Consider the following 20,793-nt stretch of genomic DNA (forward strand, 5'->3'; position numbering starts at 1 on the left):
GTCACCTATTCGATCTGGAGGCAAAGTTGGGGTCGATCTCAGGCATCAGAAGCTGAGGCTGGTCACCCCGAACCGGAGGCGGGGTGATCTGGTCGTATTGCCCATTGATGAGGCGGCCCATATTGCTCAGCGAGGCTGAGTCGGCGTCCCAGTAACAACTGTGGGCAGCCGTGTAGACCTCTCGGCCCACGGGGAATCGGCGGGCACCAAACGAGGCGTCGCCTGGATCCGCTCCGAAACTGCCTAGCGCGGCGACTGGGTCTCCACCAGCTTCGCCGACCCAGACGTGTCCAGGATCCACGCCAAGCTCACGGGCATGGCGAACCCCAACGCCAGGACTGCCGACGAAAACGAGCACGTCGGCGAATTGCCCTGGCCTGAGTGTGGCTGCGTGCCCAGTGGTCAATGAGCCGTAGCTGTGACCAATGACCACTCGGCGTGCCGTCCGAGATGGCTCATGGGAGGCGCGGAGGCCGTCAGCGAATCTGGCGAGTTCCTCGCCGCCCTTGGCCGCGGCGCCTTCGAAAGCGACGGACTTGGCCGGGTCGAACAGGCCAGGGTCGATTTGGGGAGCGTCATACCCAAGCCAGGTGATCGATGCGACCGTCTTATCGCCGCTGGTGGCGTCGGCTTGGCGCCAAAGAGCGCGGGCACGCTCGAGGTCGCCGTGGGCGGCGTCTAGGCCAGACGTCAGTCCGGAGACGTTGGTGACGGTGACGTCGGCAGTGTCGGGATTCCCCCACGAGACGATCAGGCGTCCTTGCCCGGCGACATCGAACGCCAGCAGCAGGGGAAGCGGATATCCCTCCACCGGTGCGATCTTCTGCTCGATGTACTCGATTCTGCGGAGGTGGCTGGCAATTCGCTCCCAGCCACCGATAAGGAGCGGATCGCGCAACTCCACGAGCTCAGCGACGCCACGGTTCAGAGCATCAGTGAGCCTCGCCTTCTCGGCACTCAGCCAGCGGCGGTTGGCCCGATCGCGGGCGATGGCCGGGAGTCCGTTGAGGGAGCCGAAGCCTGGCAGGTTGAGGAGGGTGTCCTGGTTGGTGGTGTGCCACCAGGCGTTCACGCGGGCCGCGAGCCCCGCGTCCCCTCCACCTTCCTGTACGGCCAGCAGCCCCCGAACCGCCTCCGCGTCCCCCGCCGCCACCCGGCGCAGGAACTGTTCCGTCTGCCCGGATCCAGGAGCATGGGCGCCGAACAGGTCATAGGCCGCCAGCCCGGCGGGAAGCGTGGCCCAGGGGACGGCGCGCTGGATGCGGGACAGCCGTTGCCGCAGGTCCTGGCCGCTTTCCAGAGCCCAGCCCGCCACGTGGCCGAGGGTGTGGCCCGGGTAGGAGGACAGGCCGTGCGCGGCGAGTTCGGCGCCCAGGCGGGCTCCGGCGGGCGGGAGGGTGTGGGCCGCGTGGTCGAGGGTGGAGATGAGCGAAGTCATGGCACGCGGGTCGATGCCCTGGAACGCGCCCGCCGGTGCGGCGGCGCCGGTTGGGGAGGTGGTCACGGTGGGGGCCGGGAGGGTGGGGCCGCCCTGGCGTACGACCGCGTCGGCCAGGGCGCGCGTCGCGGTGGACAACGCGGACTGGAGTCTGGTCCGGTGGCCGGAGAGGTCGGCCGTGAACGCCGGGGCGCCGCCGCCGACCCAGGTGTGGGAGTGCATGAGCCGGGCCGCGGCGTCCAGTGCGGCGTGGTGTTCGACGGCCAGTGCCGCCACGCGTTTGAAGGCTTCCAGCGCCGCTGCGTACTCCGCCATGACCGGCTCAGGATGGCAGGCCAGGCGCCTGTTCCTCAGGCGGTCAGCGGCTTGCCCGGATTCATACGTCTTTAGCTATCGCCCGGATATTTCCACTTATCGCGGCCGTTGTCGGGACGTATCATTTTTCGCAACGGGGCTAGGGAGGAATGCGGATGGCCGATGAGGACACTCTCGTCGATCTGACCAATCTGTCGTTGTCCGAACTCGCCGAACTCGACGGCGTCCTCCTGGAAAGTACGGTGAGCAGGCTGGTCGGCGGGTGTGGTTCGACCGATCGGCTCTGGCAGGACGAGCAGTCCGTGCCCCCCAGTGGCGCATGAGCTCGGCGTTGCCGAGCTTGACCAGCTCGCCCGGGGGCGGATTTCCGTCGCGCTGACGGAAAAGCTGGCGGACGCCGAGCTCAGCAAGCAGAAGCTGCTGTTCGAGGCGGTGCGCCGGCGCAGCGGTGGGGAGTCGGTAAGGGGTGTTCGGCTGCTGGCGGAGGTCGAGCGGGAGGATCCCCGGGTGGTGGCCGAATTGCTCGCGTTGCCTCAGGTCGGGGTCTGGGCCGTGGAGAGCCTGCAGCGGCTGCGGCGGGGGGACGTCGCGGACATGGGGTTCGTGGAGCGGCTCGCGGCTGCGGGGGCGCTGAGGCTGGGGAAGGCCGGGGTAGAGGTCCGGGGGCTGCCGCGGATTCAGGCGGGGAAACTGTCGGTTGTTCTTGACGGCGAAGAGCCATATTTCCGGATATTCGGGGAGTGTGAACGGCCCGATGCCAACCGTTGGCAGGACGGCCTTTCCGCCGCCTGGGAATTGTTGCGGCGGCTCGACATCCCCTGCACCGACGCCATCGCGGCCGGGGTGACCACGCTGGTTCCGTTGCGGGCCGGGCGGTTCGTGAGCGCCACCTCCGCCTGGGCCTGGGGCGCGATCGCCATGTCCGCCCCCGACGACCCCGTACGGGTGGCCGAGGCCCTGGTGCACGAGTTTCACCATCTGGCGCTCAACGCGGCCGACGACGTCACCCGGATGACCCGGCCGGACGACACCTCCATGTGGCGGCCTCCCTGGCGGGCCGGGCCGCGTCCGCTGCTGGCCACGCTGCAGGGCTGCTACGCCTTCACCGCGGTCGCGGGCTTCTGGCGGGACATGCTGCGCGCCGGGCCGCCCGAGCAGGCCGGGCGGGCGCGGGCGCGGCTGGAGCGCTGGTCGGCCGGTACGCTCGCCACCGCCGACGCCATCGCCGACGCACCGGGCCTGACCCCGGCGGGACGGCAGATCGTGTACGGCCTGCGGGACCGGCTCCGAACCCCGTAGCTCAGTCGCTCATCGGCTCGATGTCGAGGTTGACCCGGGTGTACTGTTCGGCCAGCCGTACGTCGGGATGGTCGGCGCTCTCGGAGGCGCCGAACCCGGCGAGAGCCTCCTCGCGCAGGGCCCGCGCGCCCTGGGGGTCGCGGTCGCCGGTGCGGTCGAGCGCGAGGTTGGCCATCGTGGCGAGCGTGAACCAGTGGGTGTCGCCGCGCACCTTCCTGCTGTGGGCCAGCGTCGCCTCGCCGATCTCCCTGGCCCGGCCGACCTCGCCCATCATGGCCAGGTCGCTGGCGAAGTTGTGGGAGGCCACCAGCGAGGACGGGTGCGCCTCGCCGAACTGCGCGACGAAGCCCGTTCGTGCCCGTTCGTTGAGCTCCATGGCGGCCTTGGGGTTGCCGCGCAGGCGCAGCACGACGGCGAGGTTCGCGCAGGCGGCGAGGGTGTTGGGGTGGTCGGGGCCGGCCACGTCGGTCCAGCCCTGGACGGTGGCCTCGCCCAGCGCCTGCGCCTCGGCGAGGTTCTCGACGGCGCGGTGGTCGTTGACGGCGTTGGTGGCGGTCTGCAGGCTCTGCCGGTTTCTCGGGCCGAGGATGCTGTGGTGCAGCTCCAGGGCGCGCACGCTCTCCCTGACGGCGTCCTCGCGATAGCCCGCGCGGCGCAGCGCCACCGCCAGGTCGTTGTGGGTGAGCAGCCGGAAGACGGTCCAGGCGTCGCCCTTGTCGGCGAGGATCCTGCCGATCTCGCGGATGGCGTCGAGCGACTCCTCGTAGCGGCCGAGCTGGCGCAGGTCGCGCGAGTAGCCGAACCGGGACCGGAGCGTGTCGGTGGCGTCGGGGCCGACGGTCTGCTCGCGCTCGCGCAGGTTGTCGCTGTCGTACTGCAGCGCCTCGCGGTAGCGGCCGAGGCAGCGCAGGTTGATCGCGATGCTGTTGCGCACCTGCAGCACGACCTGGTCCTCCTCGCCGAAGACGCTCTGGTAGTGCTGCAGCAGGTCCTGGACGGTGGCCAGCGCCTGGGCGTAGTCGCCGCGCAGCCGCAGGCTGATGCTGTGGTTGCGGACGCACAGCAGGTAGACGGGGTCGTCCTCGCCGTAGTTCGCGCGCAGCCTGGTGAGGGTGTCGTCGGTCAGCGCGGTGGCCGCGTCGGCCTCGCCCCTGGCCCGCAGCGTGTCGGCCACCTGTACGGCCAGCGCCAGCGTCTGCCGGTCGTCGGGGCCGAACAGTTCCCGCCACAGTTCGAGGGTCCCCTGCCCGAGCTTGAGGCACTCGGTGTAACCGCCGCGGATGCGCAGCCGTTCGACCTGATTGATGATCAACCGGCGCACGTCGGGATTGTCCGAGCGCGTCGCCTCGCTCGGCACCAGGTGCTGCCGGGAGCGTTCGTAGGCGACCTCGCTGTCGTCGCGGGTGGGGTTGCCGGGGTCGGAGGCGGCGAGCAGCGTGTGGGCCCCGTGGCGGAACTCGGCGGCCTCCTCCGGGTTCTCCCTGAGCACCTGGTCCTTGGTCACGGCCTGCACGACGCGGTGGAGCTGGACCACGTTGCGGGCGGCGTCCATCTTGATCAGGGAGAAGCGGGCCAGCTCGCGCGCGGCCCTGCGGTAGGCGGTCGTGCCGCTCAGCACGCCGTCGAGCGGGGCCGGCAGACCTCTGGCCACGGTGGGCTGGACCAGCAGCTCGGCGGAGATCGGCTCGGGCGAGACGAAGGCCAGCAGCTTGAACAGCGCCTTCGCGCCCAGCGACAGCCGCGCGCAGGACAGGTCCCAGGTGGTGGCGACCGCCTGGGGGTAGGGGATGTCGAGGGCCTCGGAGACGACCGAGCTGGCGCTGGCGCGGAACAGCTCGATGTACTCGGCGACCGACATCCCGGTCTCGCTGAGGTACGCGGCGGCGTGCTCGACGGCGAGCGGCAGGTTGCCCAGCTCCGTGGCCAGCCGCAGGGCGTCGTCGTCGGTGGTGGCGCCGTTGCCCGGCACCCGCTTGCGCAGGAACGCGACGGTCTCGTCCGGCTCGAACTCCGAGACCTCGATGCCGCCGACCTTGAGCACCCGGTGCCAGTGCTGGTCGCGGGTGGTCACGATGACGTGGCCGCCGCCGCGCGGGATGTAGGGGTACACCTCGGCGGCCGTCTGCGCGTTGTCGAAGATCAGCAGCCAGGCGCCGAACGGGTCGCGGCCGCGCAGCGCGTCGAGCACGCGCTGGATGGAGACGTCACGGTCGTCGGTGTGGAAGTCGTCCAGGCGCATGCGCTTGCCGAGGGCGATGAGCGCGTTGATGATGGTCTCCTCGCGCTCGGCGCGGATCCACCAGACCAGGTCGTAGTCGCCGCGGAAGCGGTGGGCGTACTCGGCCGCCACCTCGGTCTTGCCGATGCCGCCCAGGCCGTAGACGGGCTGGGGCGGCTGGTTGAGCAGGGCCGTGGCGTCCCGCGTCAGCCGTTCGCGCAGTTCGGCCAGGACCCTGGCGCGTCCCGTGAAGTTGGGGTTCCTGAACGGGACCTCTCTGCCCCAGACGACGTGGCGGGGCCGGGGGGCGGGGTCGCCACTCATCATGTGTCACCGTCACAGGCCAGTCGTAGCGGCATCCGGCCTCCATGCTAAGCCCGAACGCCGGGGCGAATGGAAGACAGCTCGAACGTGTCTGTAACACAATGCTGGCAAGGGCAATACGACATAAGGGATAACGTGAGAGACCTTGACCGCTGACCGATATGCGGAGGTTTGGGACCTACTAGTCGAGGATCTCAAGAACGGCCGCTGCATCCCTTTTCTCGGAGCCGGAGTCAGCGCCGAACACCTGCCGCTCGGCGGCCGGCTCGCCGCCAAATGGGCGGAGAAGCTGGGTTGCGACCTGCCCGGCGCGCGAAACCTGTCCACCGTCATGCAATTCGGCGCGACCATGCGTTTCGGCGATGGCACCCGGCTGAAGCAGGCTTTCGTGGACGAGGAATTCTCCCGCGCCACAACACCGAGCGCGGCCGACCGATACCCGCTGCACGCCCTGTTGGCGAAATACCCGCTCCCCCTGTACGTGACGACGAATTACGATGACTTCATGTACCTGGCTCTTCGGCAGCAGGACAAGGAGCCAGAGCGGGACCTGTGCCAGTGGTTCTCCCGTGACCCGGAGGACTGGACGGCCAGTCCGTTCAGGTCCGCGCGGTATGCGCCCACGGCGAAGCGTCCGCTGGTGTTCCATCTGCACGGGCACCACAGCCTGCCGCAGTCCCTCGTGCTGACCGACGACGACTACATCGACTTCGGCGCGCGGCTCGCGGACGGCACGCAGAACACCACGCTCAACCGCGGCAGCGGCGTCCAGGTGCTGCCCCGTGAGGTCCGGCGGATGCTGCGGACGATGCCGATCCTGTTCCTCGGCTACTCGCTCAGCGACTGGAACCTGCTGGTGCTGTTCCGCACGCTCACCCGCGACCTCAGCCACAGCCAGATGCGCGAGCACATCAGCGTGCAGATGCTCCGGCCGCAACTCACCGAGACCGAGCGGGAGTACACCAATCGCTACTTCGAGGCACAGAAGATACGGGTTCTGTGGGAGACTCCAGAATCGTTAATCCAGAGGCTGGTGTAGCCGGGTGAGGCTGATGACCGACAACCCGTACGTCGGCCCACGCCCCTTCCGCAGGGCGGAGGAGGCGCGGTTCTTCGGGCGGCAGACGGAATCCGACCAGGTCGCGGGCGAGTGGCTGGCCGAGCGGGTCACCGTGCTCCAGGGACCGTCGGCGGTCGGCAAGAGCTCGCTGCTGAACGCGGGCGTGCTGCCGCGCCTGCCGAGGGAACCGCAGATCAAGGTGCTCCCCGTGGGCCGGGTGGCCCGGCAGTCCGCGCAGCCGCTGGCGATGGCGACGCCGTACAACGCCTACAGGTACGCCCTCCTGAGCACGTGGTCGGGGCCGGATCAGGTGCCCGATCCCGGCACCGAGCTGCTCGACTTCCTGCGCCCGCACGCCGAGGGCGCCTCCAACCTGCTGATCGCGATCGACCAGTTCGAAGAGCTGTTCACCTCGGTGCCCGGCAAGAACGAGGACCGTCTGGAGCTGCTGCGCGGGCTGGGCGCCGTGCTCAGGGAGCTGCCGGTCAACCTGCTGATCGTCATCAGGGACGAGTGCCTGGGCCAGCTCAGCGTCGTGGAGGCGGAGCTGCCGTACGCGCCGGTCCAGCTCCGGCTGGAGGGGCTGACCAGGCCGGACGCCGTCGAAGCGGTCACCGGGCCGTTGCGCGGCACCCCCCGCGGCTTCGCGCCCGGCGCGGCGGAGGGGCTGGTCGACGCGCTGCGCACGGTCACCTACACCGACCGCCTGGGCCGCACCGAGACCATCGTCTCCGACCGGGTCGAGCCGCTGTCGTTGCAGATCCAGTGCCACCGGCTGTGGGCGGCCCTGGACGACGACCTCCAGGTGATCACCGCCGCGCACTGGGCGCCCGGCGGCGACGCCGCGCACGTGATGGCGGACTTCTACCTGGAGGCGGTACGCGCCGCCGCCGACGAGACCGGCCAGCGGGAGCAGGCGGTCAGGTCGTGGCTGGCCGAGACGTTCATCACCGAGCACGGCACCAGGGGCACCGCCTACCGCGGCATCACGATGACCGCCGACATGCCCAACGCGCTCGCCGACGCCCTGGTCGTGCGCCACGTGCTGACGACGGAGGCGCGGGCCAACGCCGTGTGGTACCAGCTCTCGCAGGACCGGCTGATCGCCGTCGCCCGCCAGGCCGTCACGGTACGGCGGGCCGAGCCGGGCCCCGGCCTGCCCGCCGACTACCGGGCGGCCGCCGAGACCGCGCTGGGAGTGGGCGACTTCGGCTCCGCGCGCAGGTTCGCCGAGGTCGCCGCGGACGGCTACCAGCAGGCGGGCGACGACCTGCGCCGGGCCCACGCGATGGCGCTGCACGGCAACATCGCCAAGGCCGAGGGCGACCTGCCCGCGGCCGTGCGGAGCTTCGACGCCGCCTGCTCCGAGTTCGAGATCATCGATGACCAGCGCTCGGCGGCCAGGATGCGTGGCGAGCTGGGGCGGATCTATCTGGCCATGTCCGATTTCGCCGCGGCGGAGGAGCTGCTGCGGCTCGCGACGTCCCAGCTCCCCGAGGACGCGGAGCTGCGGGTGGAGCTGGGCAGGGCGCTGTGGCGGCTCGGCAGGCTGGTGCGCGCGGAAGCCGTACTGAATCAGGCGCTCGACCTGAGTCCGGCGCTCGCGTCCGGCTACGTGGAGCGCGGGCTGGTCAGGAGGGCGCTGCGGGAGGTCGGCGGGGCCGTCGCGGACCTGCGGCAGGCGCTCGCGCTCGGCGGCCTGACGCCCGGCGACGAGGCCCGCGCCCGCTCGGCGCTGCGCGAGCTCGAACAGGGCTGAGCGCTCAGAACAGCGTGAGCGGCGGCTCGTCGGCGACCGGTTCGGGCAGGGGCGCGAGTTCGGGCAGTTCGGCGCGCACGTCGTCGTGGAAGCGGCGGGCCAGGGTCAGCGCCGCGTCGTTGTCGGGGGTGTGGACGAAGACGGTCGGCGAGCGGCCCTCGCGCAGCCAGGTGGCGGTCGTCTCGACCCAGAACCGCCAGCCTTCGACGGTTCTGGCGGTGTCGTCGCGGCCGAGGTAGCGGACGATCGGGCGGGCGGTGAGCGCCTGCGAACGGCGGGGCACGCGGGGCTTCTTGGTCCACGCCTCCCGCTCGGCGTCGCTGGTCGGCGGGCTCTCGAAGAGGGTGACGGTGTCGAAGGGCACCCATTCGGCGTCCAGCTCCCCGAGCAGCCGCTCCAGGTTCGCGGCGGACGGGACGTGGTCGAAGAAGGCGCGGTGCCGTACCTCGACCGCGTAGCGGTAGGCGGCGGGCATGCGGCGCAGGAACGTGGCCAGCACGGCCAGGTCGGACGGCGCGAAGGAGCCGGGCAACTGCACCCACAGCGCGTGGGCGCGCGGGCCGAGCGGCTCGATCGCGTGCAGGAAGGCGCGGACGTGGTCGCCGACATCGCCGAGCCGTCCTTCGTGCGTGATCGTCCTGGGCAGCTTGACCACGAAGCGGAAGCCGGCCGGGGTCTGCGCGGCCCAGGTCTCGACGGTGGCGCGGTAGGGCGTGGCGTAGAAGGTCGTGTTGCCCTCGACGGCGTTGCACCAGGTGGCGTAGGAGCCGAGCCGGTCCTCCTGGGGCAGCCCCCATCGGGCGTGACTCCACATCGCGCATCCCACGTGTAGATCCATATGTCCGACGTTACCGGCCCGTGTACGCCTCCAGCCCGCCGATCAGCAACGTGACGGCGTCGTCCCAGGCGTCGGGACGTACGCCGCCGGTCGACTCGGAGAAGATGAAGCCGCTGACGAACGAGCTGAGGATCTCCGCCAGCCGGGGCACGTCCTCCTCCGGGACCCCGGCCAGGCGCAGGAGGCGGTGCAAGACGTCCCACATCCCGCCCCGCCGCGTGCTCATCACCTCGGGGTTGTTGAACACGTAGCGCCACAGCGACGGGTGCCGGCGCGCCAGCTCGCGGTAGGCGTCGCCGAGCGCGCGGATCTGGTCCTGCCAGGGCAGGCCGTCGTCGGGCGGCGGCGCGAGCTGGGTGCCGACCCGCAGGCAGATCTCCTGCATCAGCGCGGTCTTGTTCTCGACGTGGTGGTAGAGGGACATGGGGTTGACGTCCAGCTCGGCGGCGAGCTTGCGCATGGACAGCCCCTCCACGCCGTCGGCGTCGATCAGCCGCCACGCCGCGGCGTAGATCTCTTCCCGGGTCAGAGGGGCACCCCTCCGCGCGCTCACTGCCATACGCCGTATGGTAGCGTCCGCCATACGGTGTATGGCTGACCCCTTGGAGTGACCGATGATCCCCTCACCGCCTGGTCTGCCCCTGCTCGGCAACACGCTTCAGGTCCCGGCGCACGCGCCCGCCGCCTACTTCGACGAGCTGGCCGCCCGCTACGAGGAGGGCCTGTTCCAGCTCGACCTCCTGGGCCGCGAGGTCCTGTTCGTCTACGATCCCGACCTCGTCGGGGAGCTCTGTGACGAGAGCCGCTTCTACAAGGGCATCGAGCCGCCGCTTCTGTTCCTGCGCGACCTGGCGGGCGACGCCCTGTTCACCGCCCGGCACGACGAGCCCGCCTGGGGCCACGCGCACCGCATCCTGATGCCCGCCTTCGGCCAGCGCTCGATGCGCGCCTACTTCCCGCAGATGCTGGAGGTCGCCGACCAACTCATCGACTCCTGGGCCGCCCGCCAGGGCCAGGACCTGCCCGTGGCCGACGACATGACCAGGCTCACCCTGGACACGATCTCGCTGACCGGTTTCGGCTACCGCTTCCGCTCCTTCGACCGGCCCGAGCTGCACCCGTTCCTGCGCGCGATGGGCTCGGCGCTCACCGAGGCGATGCTGCGCCTGCGCCAGCCGCCCGTGGTGACCAGGATGCTGCGCAAGCGCGAGGAGGGTTACCAGCGCGACATCCAGACCATGCGGGCGCTGGTCGAGGAGGTCATCGAGCAGCGCACGAAGCGGCCGAGCGGTGCCTCCGACCTGCTCGGGCTCATGATGGAGGCGACCGACCCGCGCACCGGCGAGCGGCTGTCGGAGGCGAACATCCGCGACCAGGTCATCACCTTCCTCATCGCCGGGCACGAGACGACCAGCGGCCTGCTCTCCTTCGCCCTGTACAACCTGCTGCGCGACCCGCACACCCTGGCCAGGGCCTACGCCGAGGTCGACGCCCTGCTGCCGGGCGACGCCCCGCCGACCTACGAGGCGATCATGAAGCTGGACGTGATCCCGCGCGTCCTGGAGGAGACGCTGCGCGTGTGGTCGCCGATCCCGGCCTTCTCGGTGACGGCGTTCGAGGACACGGAGATCGGGGGCGCCTATCCGGTGAGGGCGGGTCAGCAGGCCGTCATCGTGCTGCCGTCGCTGCACCGCCACCCGAAGGGCTGGGACCGGCCGGAGGAGTTCGACATCGACCGCTGGCTCCCCGAAAACCGCAAAAATCACCATAAATCCGCATACAAGCCCTTCGGCAACGGCGAGCGCGCCTGCATCGGCCGCCAGTTCGCCCTCACCGAGGCCAGGCTCGCGCTCGCCATGGTCCTGCGCCGCTTCGCCGTGTCCGATCCCACCGCGTACAAGATCCGGACCAAGCAGACCCTCACCCTCAAGCCGGACGGCTTCACCGTGCGGGTCCGCGAGCGCCGCCCGCACGAGCGCGGCGCCGCCCAGGAACCCGTCACCGAGCGGCACGAACACCGGCAGGACCTCGCGGTCACCGGCACCCCGCTCACCGTCGCCTACGGCTCCAATCTCGGCACCTGCGCCGACCTCGCCGAACGCCTCGCCGAGCGGGCCGGCCGCGCCGGCTTCTCCACGACGCTGACCACGCTCGACGACCTGCGGCCCCCGGCCGAGGGCCTGCTGCTGGTGATCGCCTCGTCCTACAACGGCCGGGCGCCCGACAACGCCCAGCGCTTCGACGCGCTGGGAGAGCTTCCCGACCTTTCCCGCGTACGGCTGGCCGTGCTCGGCTGCGGCAACACCCAATGGCCGACCTACCAGGACTTCCCGCGCCGGGCCTTCGACAAGCTGGTGGCGGCGGGAGCCGTACCCCTGGTCGAGAGGGGTGAGGCGGACGCGGACGGCGACTTCGACGGGGACGTCTCGGCGTGGACGGCGCGGTTGTGGACGGCGCTCGCCGAGGAGTACGCGGCCTCGGCGGAGGCGGCCGGGCCGCGCTACACCATGGAGGTCCTCACCGAGGCGGAGGTACGGCCGGCGGTCGTCTCCGAGCGGGCGGTGCCGCTGCGCGTGGTCTCCAACGAGGAGCTGACCGGCGACCCGTCGGGCCTGTGGGACTTCTCGAAGGAGGCGCCGCGAGCGGGCGTGCGGTCGATCGTCGCGGAACTCCCGGAAGGCGTCGAATACGCCGCGGGCGACCACCTGGCGGTCTTCGCCAAGAACGACCCCGAGCTGGTGGAATGTGCGCTGCGCGTGCTGCGTCTCCCCCGCGACCAGGTGGTACGCCTGCGCGCCCAGGCCGCCACCCACCTCCCGCTGGACACCCCGGTCACGGCCGGGCTGCTGCTGACCGACTTCGTGGAGCTGCAGCAGGTCGCCACCCGCGCGGACCTGTCCACGCTGGCCGCGCACACCGCCTGCCCCTGGACCACCCGGCAGCTCGGCGAGCTGACCGCGGACTACGCCGAGGAGATCCTGGCCAAGCGGGTCTCCGTGCTGACGCTGCTGGACCGCTTCCCGGCGATCGAGCTGCCGCTGCCCGCCTTCCTGGAGCTGGCCGGGCCGATCAGGCCGCGCTACTACTCCGCCTCCTCCTCGCCGCTGGCCGACCCGGGGCGCATCCGGATCACGGTCGGGCTGGTGGAGGGCGCGGCCTGGTCGGGTGCGGGCGAGTACCGGGGGATGGCGTCGGCGTACCTGGCGGGGCTGGCGGAGGGCGAGGTGTTCTACGGCTACGTACGCGTGCCCGCGCCGCCGTTCCGCCTGCCCTCGGACCCGGCGACGCCCGTGATCATGGTGGGGCCGGGGACCGGGTTCGCCCCGTTGCGCGGCTTCCTGGAGGACCGCGCGCTGCGTGGCGCCACCGGGCCCGCCCTGGTGTTCACCGGCTGCCGTCATCCCGGCCACGACTGGCTCTACCGCGAGGACGTGGCGGCGTGGGCGCCGGACGCGCACGTCGCCTTCTCCGCCCGCGACGGCCGTCTCGTCCAGGACGCGCTGGCCGAACAGGCCGACCGGGTCTGGGAGCTGCTGGAGCAGGGGGCCCACGTGTACGTCTGCGGCGACGGCCTGCGGATGGCGCCCGCCGTACGTGAGACCTTCCTCGCCATCCACCGGGCCAAGACCGGGCGGCCGGGCGAGGAGTGGCTGGCCGCGCTCGAGGCCGAGGGCCGCTACCAGCAGGACGTCTTCGCCTGATCCGCGGCGAGGTCGCCGAGCAGGTCGGACAGGACCAGCTCCTCCTCCACCCGCACGGCCCGCCGCCGCATCGCCTCGGCCAGCGGCGGGTCCCAGGGCGTGGGCACGGCGCGGCCCGCCAGCGGGGCGTCGCGGCCGGCCCGCAGGTAGGCCGCGGCGTCGTAGCGCCAGGGCGTGAACCCGGCCCGCTCGTGGACGGCGGCGGCGATCGCGACGCCGCCCCAGTCGAAGTCGCCGTGGTAGGCGAACGTCGAGCCGCCCTCGGCCAGCAGGTCGAGCAGCCGCCAGACGGCCGCGGACGGCCGGCCGTTCACGCAGACCAGGGGCGGGCAGGCGGCGCCCAGCTCGTCCGCGGCGGCGGCCACCACGACGGGGTTCTCGCACAGGCGCACCAGGCCCGCGGCGAGCGGCCCGGCGCGGCGTAGCTGGCGCAGCGTGCGCACGTGCGGCTCGCCCGGCACGGGGTCGCCGGGCAGGCCCAGACTCAGCACCAGCGAGGACAGCTCGTCCAGGTGCACGCCGACCGCCGCCCAGGCCGCGCGCCTGGCGTCGGCGCCGCCCTCCGCCGCGTACGGCAGGCCCGCCAGGGCACGCGCGGCCGACAGGGCGAGGGTGGCGACCGGGCGGCCGTCGTCCAGCGCGTGGGCGTCACCGCACGTCTCGGCGGCCAGCCGGCCGATCGGCACCCCGGCGGACGGCAGCCGCGCCAGCACCGCGACGAGCCGGTCGAGCAGAAGCCCTGCGCCGGCGGGCTCGGGGGCGAGCCTGCGTACCAGCCCGGAGGAGTCCAGCCACCCCCGCCACCCCAGCAGAGCCCGGCCATCAGAGGCGCTCCGGCCGGACAGGTGGGCGTCGAGGGTGGCGAAGGCCGCACGCCAGGCGGCCTCGCGCTCGGCCGCCAGCGCGGTCAGGTCGCGAACCGGCCCGCGCAGCACGGCGACCGCCTCGGCCAGGCCGTCGCAGGCGCCGCTGGCCCGCAGCACCCGGTCGACCTCCTCCAGCGAGACCGACAGCGAGGCGCCCGCCCCGGCCCGGCGGCCGAGCAGGATCTCCACCGCCCGCCGCTGGCCGTGCGTGGCGCCGGTCAGCGAGACCGAGCCGGTCAGCGGCCTGCCGCGTTCCATGCGGGTACGCGCCCTGTCCACCAGCCAGGCCAGCTCGTCCCCACCCAGAAGCCGGGCCAGCCGCTCACTCACCGCCCAGCCCTCCCGGCTCGGGCCGCTCGGCCCGGCGGCGTTCCCTGCCGTCCCAGCGCCATGGCGTGACCAGGACCGCGTCGATGCCGTCGCGCCGGGAGAGCTGGGCGATGGCCAAACCGGGCACCTGCGGATAGCAGCCCCACTCCCGCTCGCTGGTCATCACCACGTCCATGTCGAACGTGGCCAGCAGCCCGAGGCACTTGGCCCGCGAGTCGTCGTCCACCCCCGCGAACGCCTCGTCCAGCGCGACCAGGCGCGGCGCGTACGGGTTGCCCGCCGACTTGTAGTGCGCCGACGCGGCGGCGAACAGCGGCACCGAGGCGGCCAGCACCCGCTCCCCGCCCGAGGCGGGCCCGGTGGCCGGCCGCCACTGACCCTCCTGGAGCCGCTGGATGGCGAACTCGTGCCAGGCCCGGTAGTCCAGCGCCCTGGTCAGCGCCTCGCTCCAGCCCGCCGCCGGGTTGTCGGCGTGCTCCCTGGCGATCCGCTCCTGCAAGAAGGAGCCGACGGCGGTCCGGTCCTCCTGCGACCACGCGTCCACGGTCTGGCGGAGCTTGCCGCGTACGCGGTCGAGGCCCTCGGGGGCGTTCCTGGCGGTCTTCCACACCAGGCGCAGCCGCATGCCGGTGGAGGTGGGACGCGACTGGAGCTCCTCGTTCATGCTGCCGACCTCGGTCTCGGCCGCCGCGATGAGCTCGTGCAGCGTTCCGGCGACCTCGTTGAGCAGGTGGTTCTCCAGCAGTTCGCGCTCCTTGGCCGACAGCAGCCTGGCGCGGCCCGCCGTCTCCTCGGCCAGCGCGGACACCAGGTCGGGGATGTCGCGGGCCCGCCCCTGGAACGTCACGTCGACGATCATGACGCCCTCGGTGACGGTCAGGCCCGCCGAGTGTCCCTGCCTGGCCATGGCGTCGGACAGCAGCTTGTGCTCGTCGGCGACCTTCCGCTGCACGCGTTCCCAGGGGGCGTCGCCGTCGTCGACCGCCTCCAGGTCGGCGTTGACCGCCCGCGCGAGGACGACCGTGGGCGTGGCCGACCAGGTGGCGGCCGGGTCGGGCAGGTCGCGGCCCGGCAGCGCGATCCTGAGCAGGCCGGTCGCGGCGAAGGCGCGGAAGTCGCGCACCGCCTCGTCCCTGGCCCGCGTGGCCTCGACGATCTCGCCGGCCAGCCGTTCGCGCACGCCCTCCGCCTTGCCGCGCTCGGTCGCCAGCCGCTGCTGCCTGGCGCGGGCGTCGGACTCGGCCCGGTCGCGGTCGCGCAGCTCCTGCCGTACCTCCTCCAGGCGGCGGAACAGCTCCTCCACCGCCGCGCCCGCCGTCTCGGCGAGCGAGCGGTAGACCTCGGCCGCGGCCCGCGCCCGCTCGCCCGCCTCCGCGGCCAGCCGCGCCGTCTCGGCCAGCCGCCCGGCCGCCAGCTCGACCTCCTGCGCGGCCTCGCGCTCGGTCTCGCGGGCCGTGCTCAGCGCGTGTACGGCCGGCCACAACCTGGCCAGCTCCAGCCGGTACTCGGCCAGCGCCGCCCTGATCTCCCCCAGCGGCCCGAGCTCGGCGGGCAGCCCCACGTCGGCGGCGAACTCGTCCGCCCCGGCCTGGGCCGCGTCGAGCTCCGCCTGCCTGGCGGCCAGCACGGCGGAGGCGGTCAGGTGGCGCTCGTGGATCGTCGCGCGGCGGTCGTGGGCTCCCGCCAGCTTCACGTGGGCCTCGCGCAGCGGGGCGGCGGCGGGCTGGGCGCGGTGCTCGGCGGCCAGGACGGCCTGCCGTACCGCGAGATCCTGCTTGTCGCGGTCGAGGTCGTCGGCCCGCAGCGTGGCGTCGGCGAGTTCCTGGGCGAGCGCGGCCAGGCGGGCGCGGCGGGCGGCCTCGCGCGCGCCCTCGCCGATGTGGTCGGCGCTCGCCTTGCGCCAGGCGCCGGCCAGCAGGCCGTTGACCCAGCGGCCGTCGGTGGCGACCCAGGTCGGCGAGCCGGGCCCGAGCCCGATCCCGGCCAGCACGCCGAGGACGATCGCCTCGTCGAGCGAGGCGGCCTGCGGGTCGGCGCGGTCGATCGCGGGGCGCAGCACGTTCGCGCAGGACGGCCCGTTCACCCTGCCGCGCAGGATCACCGCGTCGCCGGCAATCAGCTCGGCCTGCGGGGTCACCCACGCGTCCAGCAGGCCCGCGGCCTCAAGGGCGGCCTCCAGGCCCGCGCGGTGGTCGGCGGGCACCCCGTCGGCGAAGTCGACGACCTTCCACAGCGGTGCCCCCGGCCGGGTGTCGCCGCGCGGGGCGCGCGTGTGCGGGGGCGGCGGCGCGTCGTGGCCGCCGGCCTCCAGCCGGGCGATCTCCACGGCCAGCTCGTCGGCGGCCGTCCTGGCGGCGTCGAGGTCGGCGTCCAACTCGGTCTCGCGCCTGGCGAGGGCCGCCGCGGCGTGCCGCAAGGCGTCGTCGAGCGCGGCGGCCGCGGGGTTGGGTCCGGCCGCGTTCTCCGCCCAGTCGCGCACGGCGGCCAGCACCTCGTCGCGGTCGGTCACCCACAGCTCGCTCAGCCCGGCGAGGTAGCCGGCGTAGGACTCCAGCAGCTCGGCGGCCCGCTCGGCGGCCACCTGCCCGGCCAGCGCGATCGTCTCGGCCGCCTCGGCGAGCTCGCCGGTCAGCCGGTCCACCTCGGTCCTGGCGGTGGCGACCCCGGCGCCGGCGTCCGCCACCGCGCGCAGCAGGAGCTCCATCTGGGCGAGGGCGTGCTCCTGACCGGCCACCGCGTTCTCCGCCTCGCGCCTGGACTCCGCCGGCTCGACGCCCGCCCGGCCCGCCGCGTCCACGGCCGCGCGCCTGATCGCGTCGTGCTCCTCCTGCGCCCGCGCGGCCTTCTCGCGGGCCGTCTCGGCCCTGCGGGCCAGCCGCCCGGTCTCGCCGTCGGCGCGGCTCAGCTCCTCGCCGGTGCGCCGGGCGTGCTCGGCCAGCCGTCCGGCCTCCTCGCGCGTCTGGTCCAGCCGCTCCGCGTCGCGCATCTCCGGGCTCTGCTGCAACGCCGTACGGCGGGCGTCGAGCAGGTTCTTCTCCGTGGCCAGCTCGCTGAGCAGGTCGTCGACCGACTCCAGCTCGGCCTCAGCCGCCGACTGGCGCAGCTCCGCCTCGGCCAGGTCGCGGCCCAGCCTCTCGTAGCGGCTCTGGGTGTTCCTGGGCCCCGCCGCCTTGCGCTTGGTGGCGGTGGCCGCGTACGTGCGGTAGTGGTCGAGGAAGAGGGCCGCCGCCTTGCGCGCCTCGTCCAGGCCGCGCAGCGCGTCGCGTTCCTCGTCCAGGCCGCGGAAGGCGTCGGCGACCGTGGCCAGCAGCGTCGAGCTGAGCGGGGGCAGCGCCTCGGTGAGCGCCCTGGACAGCAGCTTCTCGTCCGGGCGTTTCGACAACTGCGGCTGGCGTAGCTGGATCAGCAGGTTGACCAGCGCCTCGTAGCGGTGCTCGCCCAGCCCGAACAGCGCCTCGTCCACCGCGCGGCGGTAGTCGGCGGCCCGGTCGTAGACCATGCCGTGGCCGTCCACGGCCTCGCGCAGGTTCTCCCTGGTGAGCGCCACGCCCGTGGGCGAGAGCAGGCTCAGCCCCGCGCCCACGCGCTGCGGGGTGACGAAGAACCAGTGCCGGACCACGCCGCGGTCCCTGACCGCCTTCAGCCCGCAGCCGATCGTGCGGAACTCCTCCCCGCCGTCGGCGGTGCGGCGGCCGAACTCCAGCCAGGTGTAGCCGAGCCGCTCCGGATGGGGGTGCTTGCCGCCGAGCAGCAGGTTCCACTCCATGCGCTTCTGCCGGTCGCCGTCCGGTTCGACCCGGTGCGAGGTCAGCTCGCCGTCCAGCAGGAAGGGCAGGGTGAGCGCGAGCACCTTCGACTTGCCGGTGCCGTTGTTGCCGCGCAGCAGCAGGCGGCCGTCGTGGAAGTGGAACTCCTCGACGTCGTAGTAGAACATGTCGATCAGGCCCGCGCGCAGCGGCTTCCAGCGCTCCGCGCCGGGGGTGGGCAGCATCAGTTCCCCTTGACCGTAGGCGGAGCGAGCGCGTACCGGGAGATCGCCGGCAGGCCGGTGACCCGGCTCTCCTCGACGGTGGCCAGCCGCAGCGCGGTGAGCTTGCCCAGCGCCACCGCCAGCAGGCCGTCCTCGGCGCCCGGGTCGGTGACGCCCTTGCGCCAGAACGAGGTGTGCGCGGCGGCCGCCTGCCTGACGAACGCCTTCAGCTCGTCGATCGAGGCGCTGCCCAGCGTGGCCAGGCGCTCGGCGACCAGCAGCGTGACGTGGCCGTCGGTGCGCTGTTCCGGCAGCCGCACGTCGGTCAGCTCGTCGTCGGGGTCGACCATGGCGATGCCCTCCGCCCTGACCTCGGCGACCAGGCCCGTGGCCTGCTCGATCCTGCGGATGATCGCGTGCCGCTGCGAGGTCAGGTACGCCAGCTCGTCCGCCGACAGATCCTTGAAGTACAGCACGGGGTCGTCCAGCAGCCACCTGGTCAGTTTCCGGCGCATCGCCTGGTTGCGCAGGTCGTCGGTGTCGGCGTACGGCTCGGCCGTCAGCTCGGCCAGCCGTTCCTCGAAGGACTCCGCGGTGATCGTGGACGGCCCCCGCAGCCCGGTCAGCAGCCCGGCCAGCACCTTGCGCCGCACGTCGTAGAGCACGTCGCCGGTCTCGGCCAGGTACGCCTCCTCGTCACCGGAGACCCGGTCGAGCACGCCCCAGCCCAGCAGCGTGCGTACCACCGCCACCAGGTCGCCGCGCTCGGCCCTGCTGTCCAGCGTGAACGCGTGCTCGGCGCCCGCCTCCAGCACCTCCTCGGCCAGCCTGCCGAGCGTGGTCTGGGCGTCGGCGCGTTCGAGCACCGACAGGGCCAGGCAGAGCACCACGTAACGGCGCCGCCCGAACGGCTCGCCCGCCCTGCCGAGCGCGGGCCGGGTCGCGTCCAGGGTGTCGGGCACCGCCTTGAACAGCCGCGCCGACTCCGAGTCCACGACCAGCCGCCAGCCGGTCTCCCTGGTCAGCCAGTCGCGCAGCTCGGCGGTGTGCCGCCGGACCAGGACCAGCTTCTCCGGGTCGCGCAGCAACGGGCTCATCAGCAGGGCGCGCAGCGCGTCCTGGGCCTGGGCCAGCTCCTCCTCCGGAGTCACGCGACCACCGTGATCTCGATCACGTGCTCGGGGCCGGTCAGCACCCCGTCCTCCGTCTCGATCGCGACCATCCCGCCCTCCGGCACCAGCGTGAGCCGTACCTCCATCGAACCGTCGCCCGTCGTGGTCTTCACCTCGGTGTCGTGCGGCCCTCGGGCCGACAGCGCGTCCCCGAGCAGCCCCAGGAACAGCCGGAACGCCATCGGGTCCAGCACGCCGAGCCGCGAGAGCAGGACGGGTCCCTCCGTGCGCAGCCGCTCGCGCGCCGCCGCCGTCTGCGCCGCCTCCCGCTCGGCCTGCTCCAGCAGAAACCGGCGGGCCTGCGAGCGGTCGGCCACCTTGTTGGGCCTGCCGCGCCGTTCATAGGATCCGGTACGGCGAAGCTGCGGCGAGATCCGGATCGGCGGCGCCTGCGCCCAGGGAGTGGAGGCGGGGACCTCGGCGATCTCCTGCGGCGGGATCGTCAGGTGCCGGGCCGGCGACAGCCCGAACGCGGCCCGCCAGAGCCGGTGCATCGACGCCTCGTCCGGCGCCTCGGCGAACCACCTGGCCAGCGTCCTGAAGTCGGCCGAGCGGTCGGAGCGGCCCGATCGCCGCTCGTTGAGCAGGCCGACGGTGTCGATGAGCTGCTTGATCGCGGTGACCGCCGACTGCCGCAGCAGCCGGGCCTGCGACGGGTGGCCGGCGTCGCGCGAGACGAACCAGTCGCGCAGGCCGCGCCACCTGTTCTCCCAGCCGGCCAGCACCTTGGCGTACTCGGCCGCGGCGTCGCCGTCGTCGGGCACCGCGTCGGCGGCCTCGCGCCGCGCGGCCGTCTCCAGGAGCGCGTGCTGGCCGAGCTCCTCCAGTTCGAGCAGGAGCCTGGCGATGCGCGCCCCGGAGTTGGCCAGTTCGGCGATGAAGCGGTTGATGTAGTCGATCAGCCGCTCCTTGTAGGCGATGAAGCCGTCCACGTCGCCGTCGGCGAAGTCGATCGCGCGCCGCAGCGAGGCCATGAACGCCCGCGCGTTGTCGGCCAGCGACGCGAACCGCTCGGCCAGCGAGATCAGGATCAGGTGCACGGCGGCCGGGTCGGGGTCTTCCTGCCCGCTCAGCGCGACCAGCGCCTGGAGCTGGTCGGCGATGTCGCCGAGCGCCACGGCCTGGAGCTGGCCCCGCCGTCCGATCGCCTCCTCGTAGAAGGCGATGGCCTGCTCGGCGGCCTGGCCGGCGGCGGTGAGCTGGAACAGCAGCCGCTTGCGGTGGAAGTCCTCCACCGACGACACCCTGCCGGTGTCGGCGTCGGCGCGCAGGTTGCCCCACTCGACCAGCTTCCTGAGCGCCTGGGCCAGTTGTTCGTCGCTGTCGCGCCGCAGTTCCGCCGCGACCTCCTCGGGCCGCAGGTGGACCACGAACCGCTCCTTGGCCCGCGCGAACGCCACCAGGATCTCCCGGTAGAACGCGGCGTTGGGCGCGCTCAGGTGAGCGAACGCCTGCGGTTGCTGGGGACCGGGAGCCATAGGTCTAGTGTGAACAATTCCCCAC

At 72.7% G+C, this 20,793-nt stretch carries 13 protein-coding genes; 5 read left to right on the top strand and 8 right to left on the bottom strand.

The annotated features are described in order from the left end of the window. Nucleotide 1: 1 nt before the first annotated feature. Entirely contained in the window at nt 2-1,753 is a 1,752-nt protein-coding gene (locus tag ACIBEJ_RS45925; RefSeq protein WP_397189303.1) for an alpha/beta hydrolase, read from the bottom strand. Between the two features lie 155 nt (nt 1,754-1,908). On the opposite strand from ACIBEJ_RS45925, the gene ACIBEJ_RS45930 reads away from it, so the two are divergent. Continuing rightward, nucleotides 1,909-2,076, top strand: a complete 168-nt coding sequence (locus ACIBEJ_RS45930) for a hypothetical protein (protein WP_397189304.1) — start codon at nt 1,909-1,911, stop codon at nt 2,074-2,076. After that, nucleotides 2,066-3,052, top strand: a complete 987-nt coding sequence (locus ACIBEJ_RS45935; RefSeq protein WP_397189305.1) for an aKG-HExxH-type peptide beta-hydroxylase — start codon at nt 2,066-2,068, stop codon at nt 3,050-3,052. Before ACIBEJ_RS45930 ends, ACIBEJ_RS45935 begins: the two co-directional genes overlap by 11 nt. 1 nt (nt 3,053) lies before the next feature. On the opposite strand, the gene fxsT is transcribed toward ACIBEJ_RS45935, so the two are convergent. Continuing rightward, nucleotides 3,054-5,597 (bottom strand): FxSxx-COOH system tetratricopeptide repeat protein, encoded by a 2,544-nt coding sequence (gene fxsT, locus ACIBEJ_RS45940; RefSeq protein ID WP_397189306.1) that lies wholly within the window; start codon nt 5,595-5,597, stop codon nt 3,054-3,056. 142 nt (nt 5,598-5,739) lie between these two features. Between fxsT and ACIBEJ_RS45945 the strand changes: the two genes are divergently transcribed. Both ACIBEJ_RS45945 and ACIBEJ_RS45950 read left to right on the top strand, forming a co-directional pair. Continuing rightward, nucleotides 5,740-6,633: an SIR2 family NAD-dependent protein deacylase gene (locus ACIBEJ_RS45945; RefSeq protein WP_397189307.1), complete on the top strand. Its 894-nt coding sequence runs from the start codon at nt 5,740-5,742 to the stop codon at nt 6,631-6,633. Nucleotides 6,634-6,646: 13 nt separating this feature from the next. Next, nucleotides 6,647-8,413: a tetratricopeptide repeat protein gene (locus ACIBEJ_RS45950; RefSeq protein WP_397189308.1), complete on the top strand. Its 1,767-nt coding sequence runs from the start codon at nt 6,647-6,649 to the stop codon at nt 8,411-8,413. A 4-nt stretch (nt 8,414-8,417) separates the two neighbouring features. Here ACIBEJ_RS45950 and ACIBEJ_RS45955 read toward each other — a convergent pair whose 3' ends face one another. Then, nucleotides 8,418-9,251, bottom strand: coding sequence for a DUF72 domain-containing protein (locus ACIBEJ_RS45955; RefSeq protein ID WP_397189309.1), 834 nt, complete (start codon nt 9,249-9,251; stop codon nt 8,418-8,420). A gap of 10 nt (nt 9,252-9,261) precedes the next feature. Beyond that, a complete protein-coding gene (locus ACIBEJ_RS45960; protein ID WP_397189310.1) occupies nt 9,262-9,810 on the bottom strand; it encodes a TetR/AcrR family transcriptional regulator in 549 nt (182 codons plus the stop codon). A gap of 55 nt (nt 9,811-9,865) precedes the next feature. Between ACIBEJ_RS45960 and ACIBEJ_RS45965 the strand changes: the two genes are divergently transcribed. Beyond that, on the top strand, nt 9,866-12,952 hold the full coding sequence (locus ACIBEJ_RS45965; protein WP_397189311.1) for a bifunctional cytochrome P450/NADPH--P450 reductase: 3,087 nt from the start codon (nt 9,866-9,868) through the stop codon (nt 12,950-12,952). Here the strand turns inward: ACIBEJ_RS45965 and ACIBEJ_RS45970 are convergent. Genes ACIBEJ_RS45970 through ACIBEJ_RS45985 form a run of 4 tightly spaced genes read right to left on the bottom strand, consistent with a single transcriptional unit; the run spans nt 12,928 to nt 20,768 of the window. Continuing rightward, complete coding sequence (locus ACIBEJ_RS45970) at nt 12,928-14,148, bottom strand: TIGR02679 family protein (RefSeq protein WP_397189312.1); 1,221 nt, start codon at nt 14,146-14,148, stop codon at nt 12,928-12,930. The two genes, ACIBEJ_RS45965 and ACIBEJ_RS45970, sit on opposite strands and share 25 nt — an antisense overlap. Then, the gene (locus ACIBEJ_RS45975; RefSeq protein ID WP_397189313.1) at nt 14,141-18,139 is read right to left on the bottom strand and encodes a TIGR02680 family protein; all 3,999 of its coding nucleotides are present in this window, start codon (nt 18,137-18,139) and stop codon (nt 14,141-14,143) included. Before ACIBEJ_RS45975 ends, ACIBEJ_RS45970 begins: the two co-directional genes overlap by 8 nt. Then, nucleotides 18,139-19,269 (bottom strand): TIGR02678 family protein, encoded by a 1,131-nt coding sequence (locus tag ACIBEJ_RS45980; RefSeq protein WP_397189314.1) that lies wholly within the window; start codon nt 19,267-19,269, stop codon nt 18,139-18,141. The genes ACIBEJ_RS45975 and ACIBEJ_RS45980 overlap by 1 nt, the downstream gene beginning before the upstream one ends. After that, nucleotides 19,266-20,768, bottom strand: coding sequence for a TIGR02677 family protein (locus tag ACIBEJ_RS45985; RefSeq protein WP_397189315.1), 1,503 nt, complete (start codon nt 20,766-20,768; stop codon nt 19,266-19,268). The genes ACIBEJ_RS45980 and ACIBEJ_RS45985 overlap by 4 nt, the downstream gene beginning before the upstream one ends. Between the last annotated feature and the right edge of the window lie 25 nt (nt 20,769-20,793).

The organism is Nonomuraea sp. NPDC050790 (assembly GCF_044456745.1).
Taxonomy (GTDB): Bacteria; Actinomycetota; Actinomycetes; order Streptosporangiales; family Streptosporangiaceae; genus Nonomuraea.

Bases quoted from the DNA above. Each gene is read 5' to 3' on its own strand.
- ACIBEJ_RS45960 (WP_397189310.1), bottom strand. From the start codon at position 9,810: ATGGCAGTGAGCGCGCGGAGGGGTGCCCCTCTGACCCGGGAAGAGATC.
- ACIBEJ_RS45925 (WP_397189303.1), bottom strand. From the start codon at position 1,753: ATGGCGGAGTACGCAGCGGCGCTGGAAGCCTTCAAACGCGTGGCGGCA.
- ACIBEJ_RS45955 (WP_397189309.1), bottom strand. From the start codon at position 9,251: ATGGATCTACACGTGGGATGCGCGATGTGGAGTCACGCCCGATGGGGG.
- ACIBEJ_RS45985 (WP_397189315.1), bottom strand. From the start codon at position 20,768: ATGGCTCCCGGTCCCCAGCAACCGCAGGCGTTCGCTCACCTGAGCGCG.
- fxsT (WP_397189306.1), bottom strand. From the start codon at position 5,597: ATGATGAGTGGCGACCCCGCCCCCCGGCCCCGCCACGTCGTCTGGGGC.
- ACIBEJ_RS45975 (WP_397189313.1), bottom strand. From the start codon at position 18,139: ATGCTGCCCACCCCCGGCGCGGAGCGCTGGAAGCCGCTGCGCGCGGGC.
- ACIBEJ_RS45930 (WP_397189304.1), top strand. From the start codon at position 1,909: ATGGCCGATGAGGACACTCTCGTCGATCTGACCAATCTGTCGTTGTCC.
- ACIBEJ_RS45950 (WP_397189308.1), top strand. From the start codon at position 6,647: ATGACCGACAACCCGTACGTCGGCCCACGCCCCTTCCGCAGGGCGGAG.
- ACIBEJ_RS45965 (WP_397189311.1), top strand. From the start codon at position 9,866: ATGATCCCCTCACCGCCTGGTCTGCCCCTGCTCGGCAACACGCTTCAG.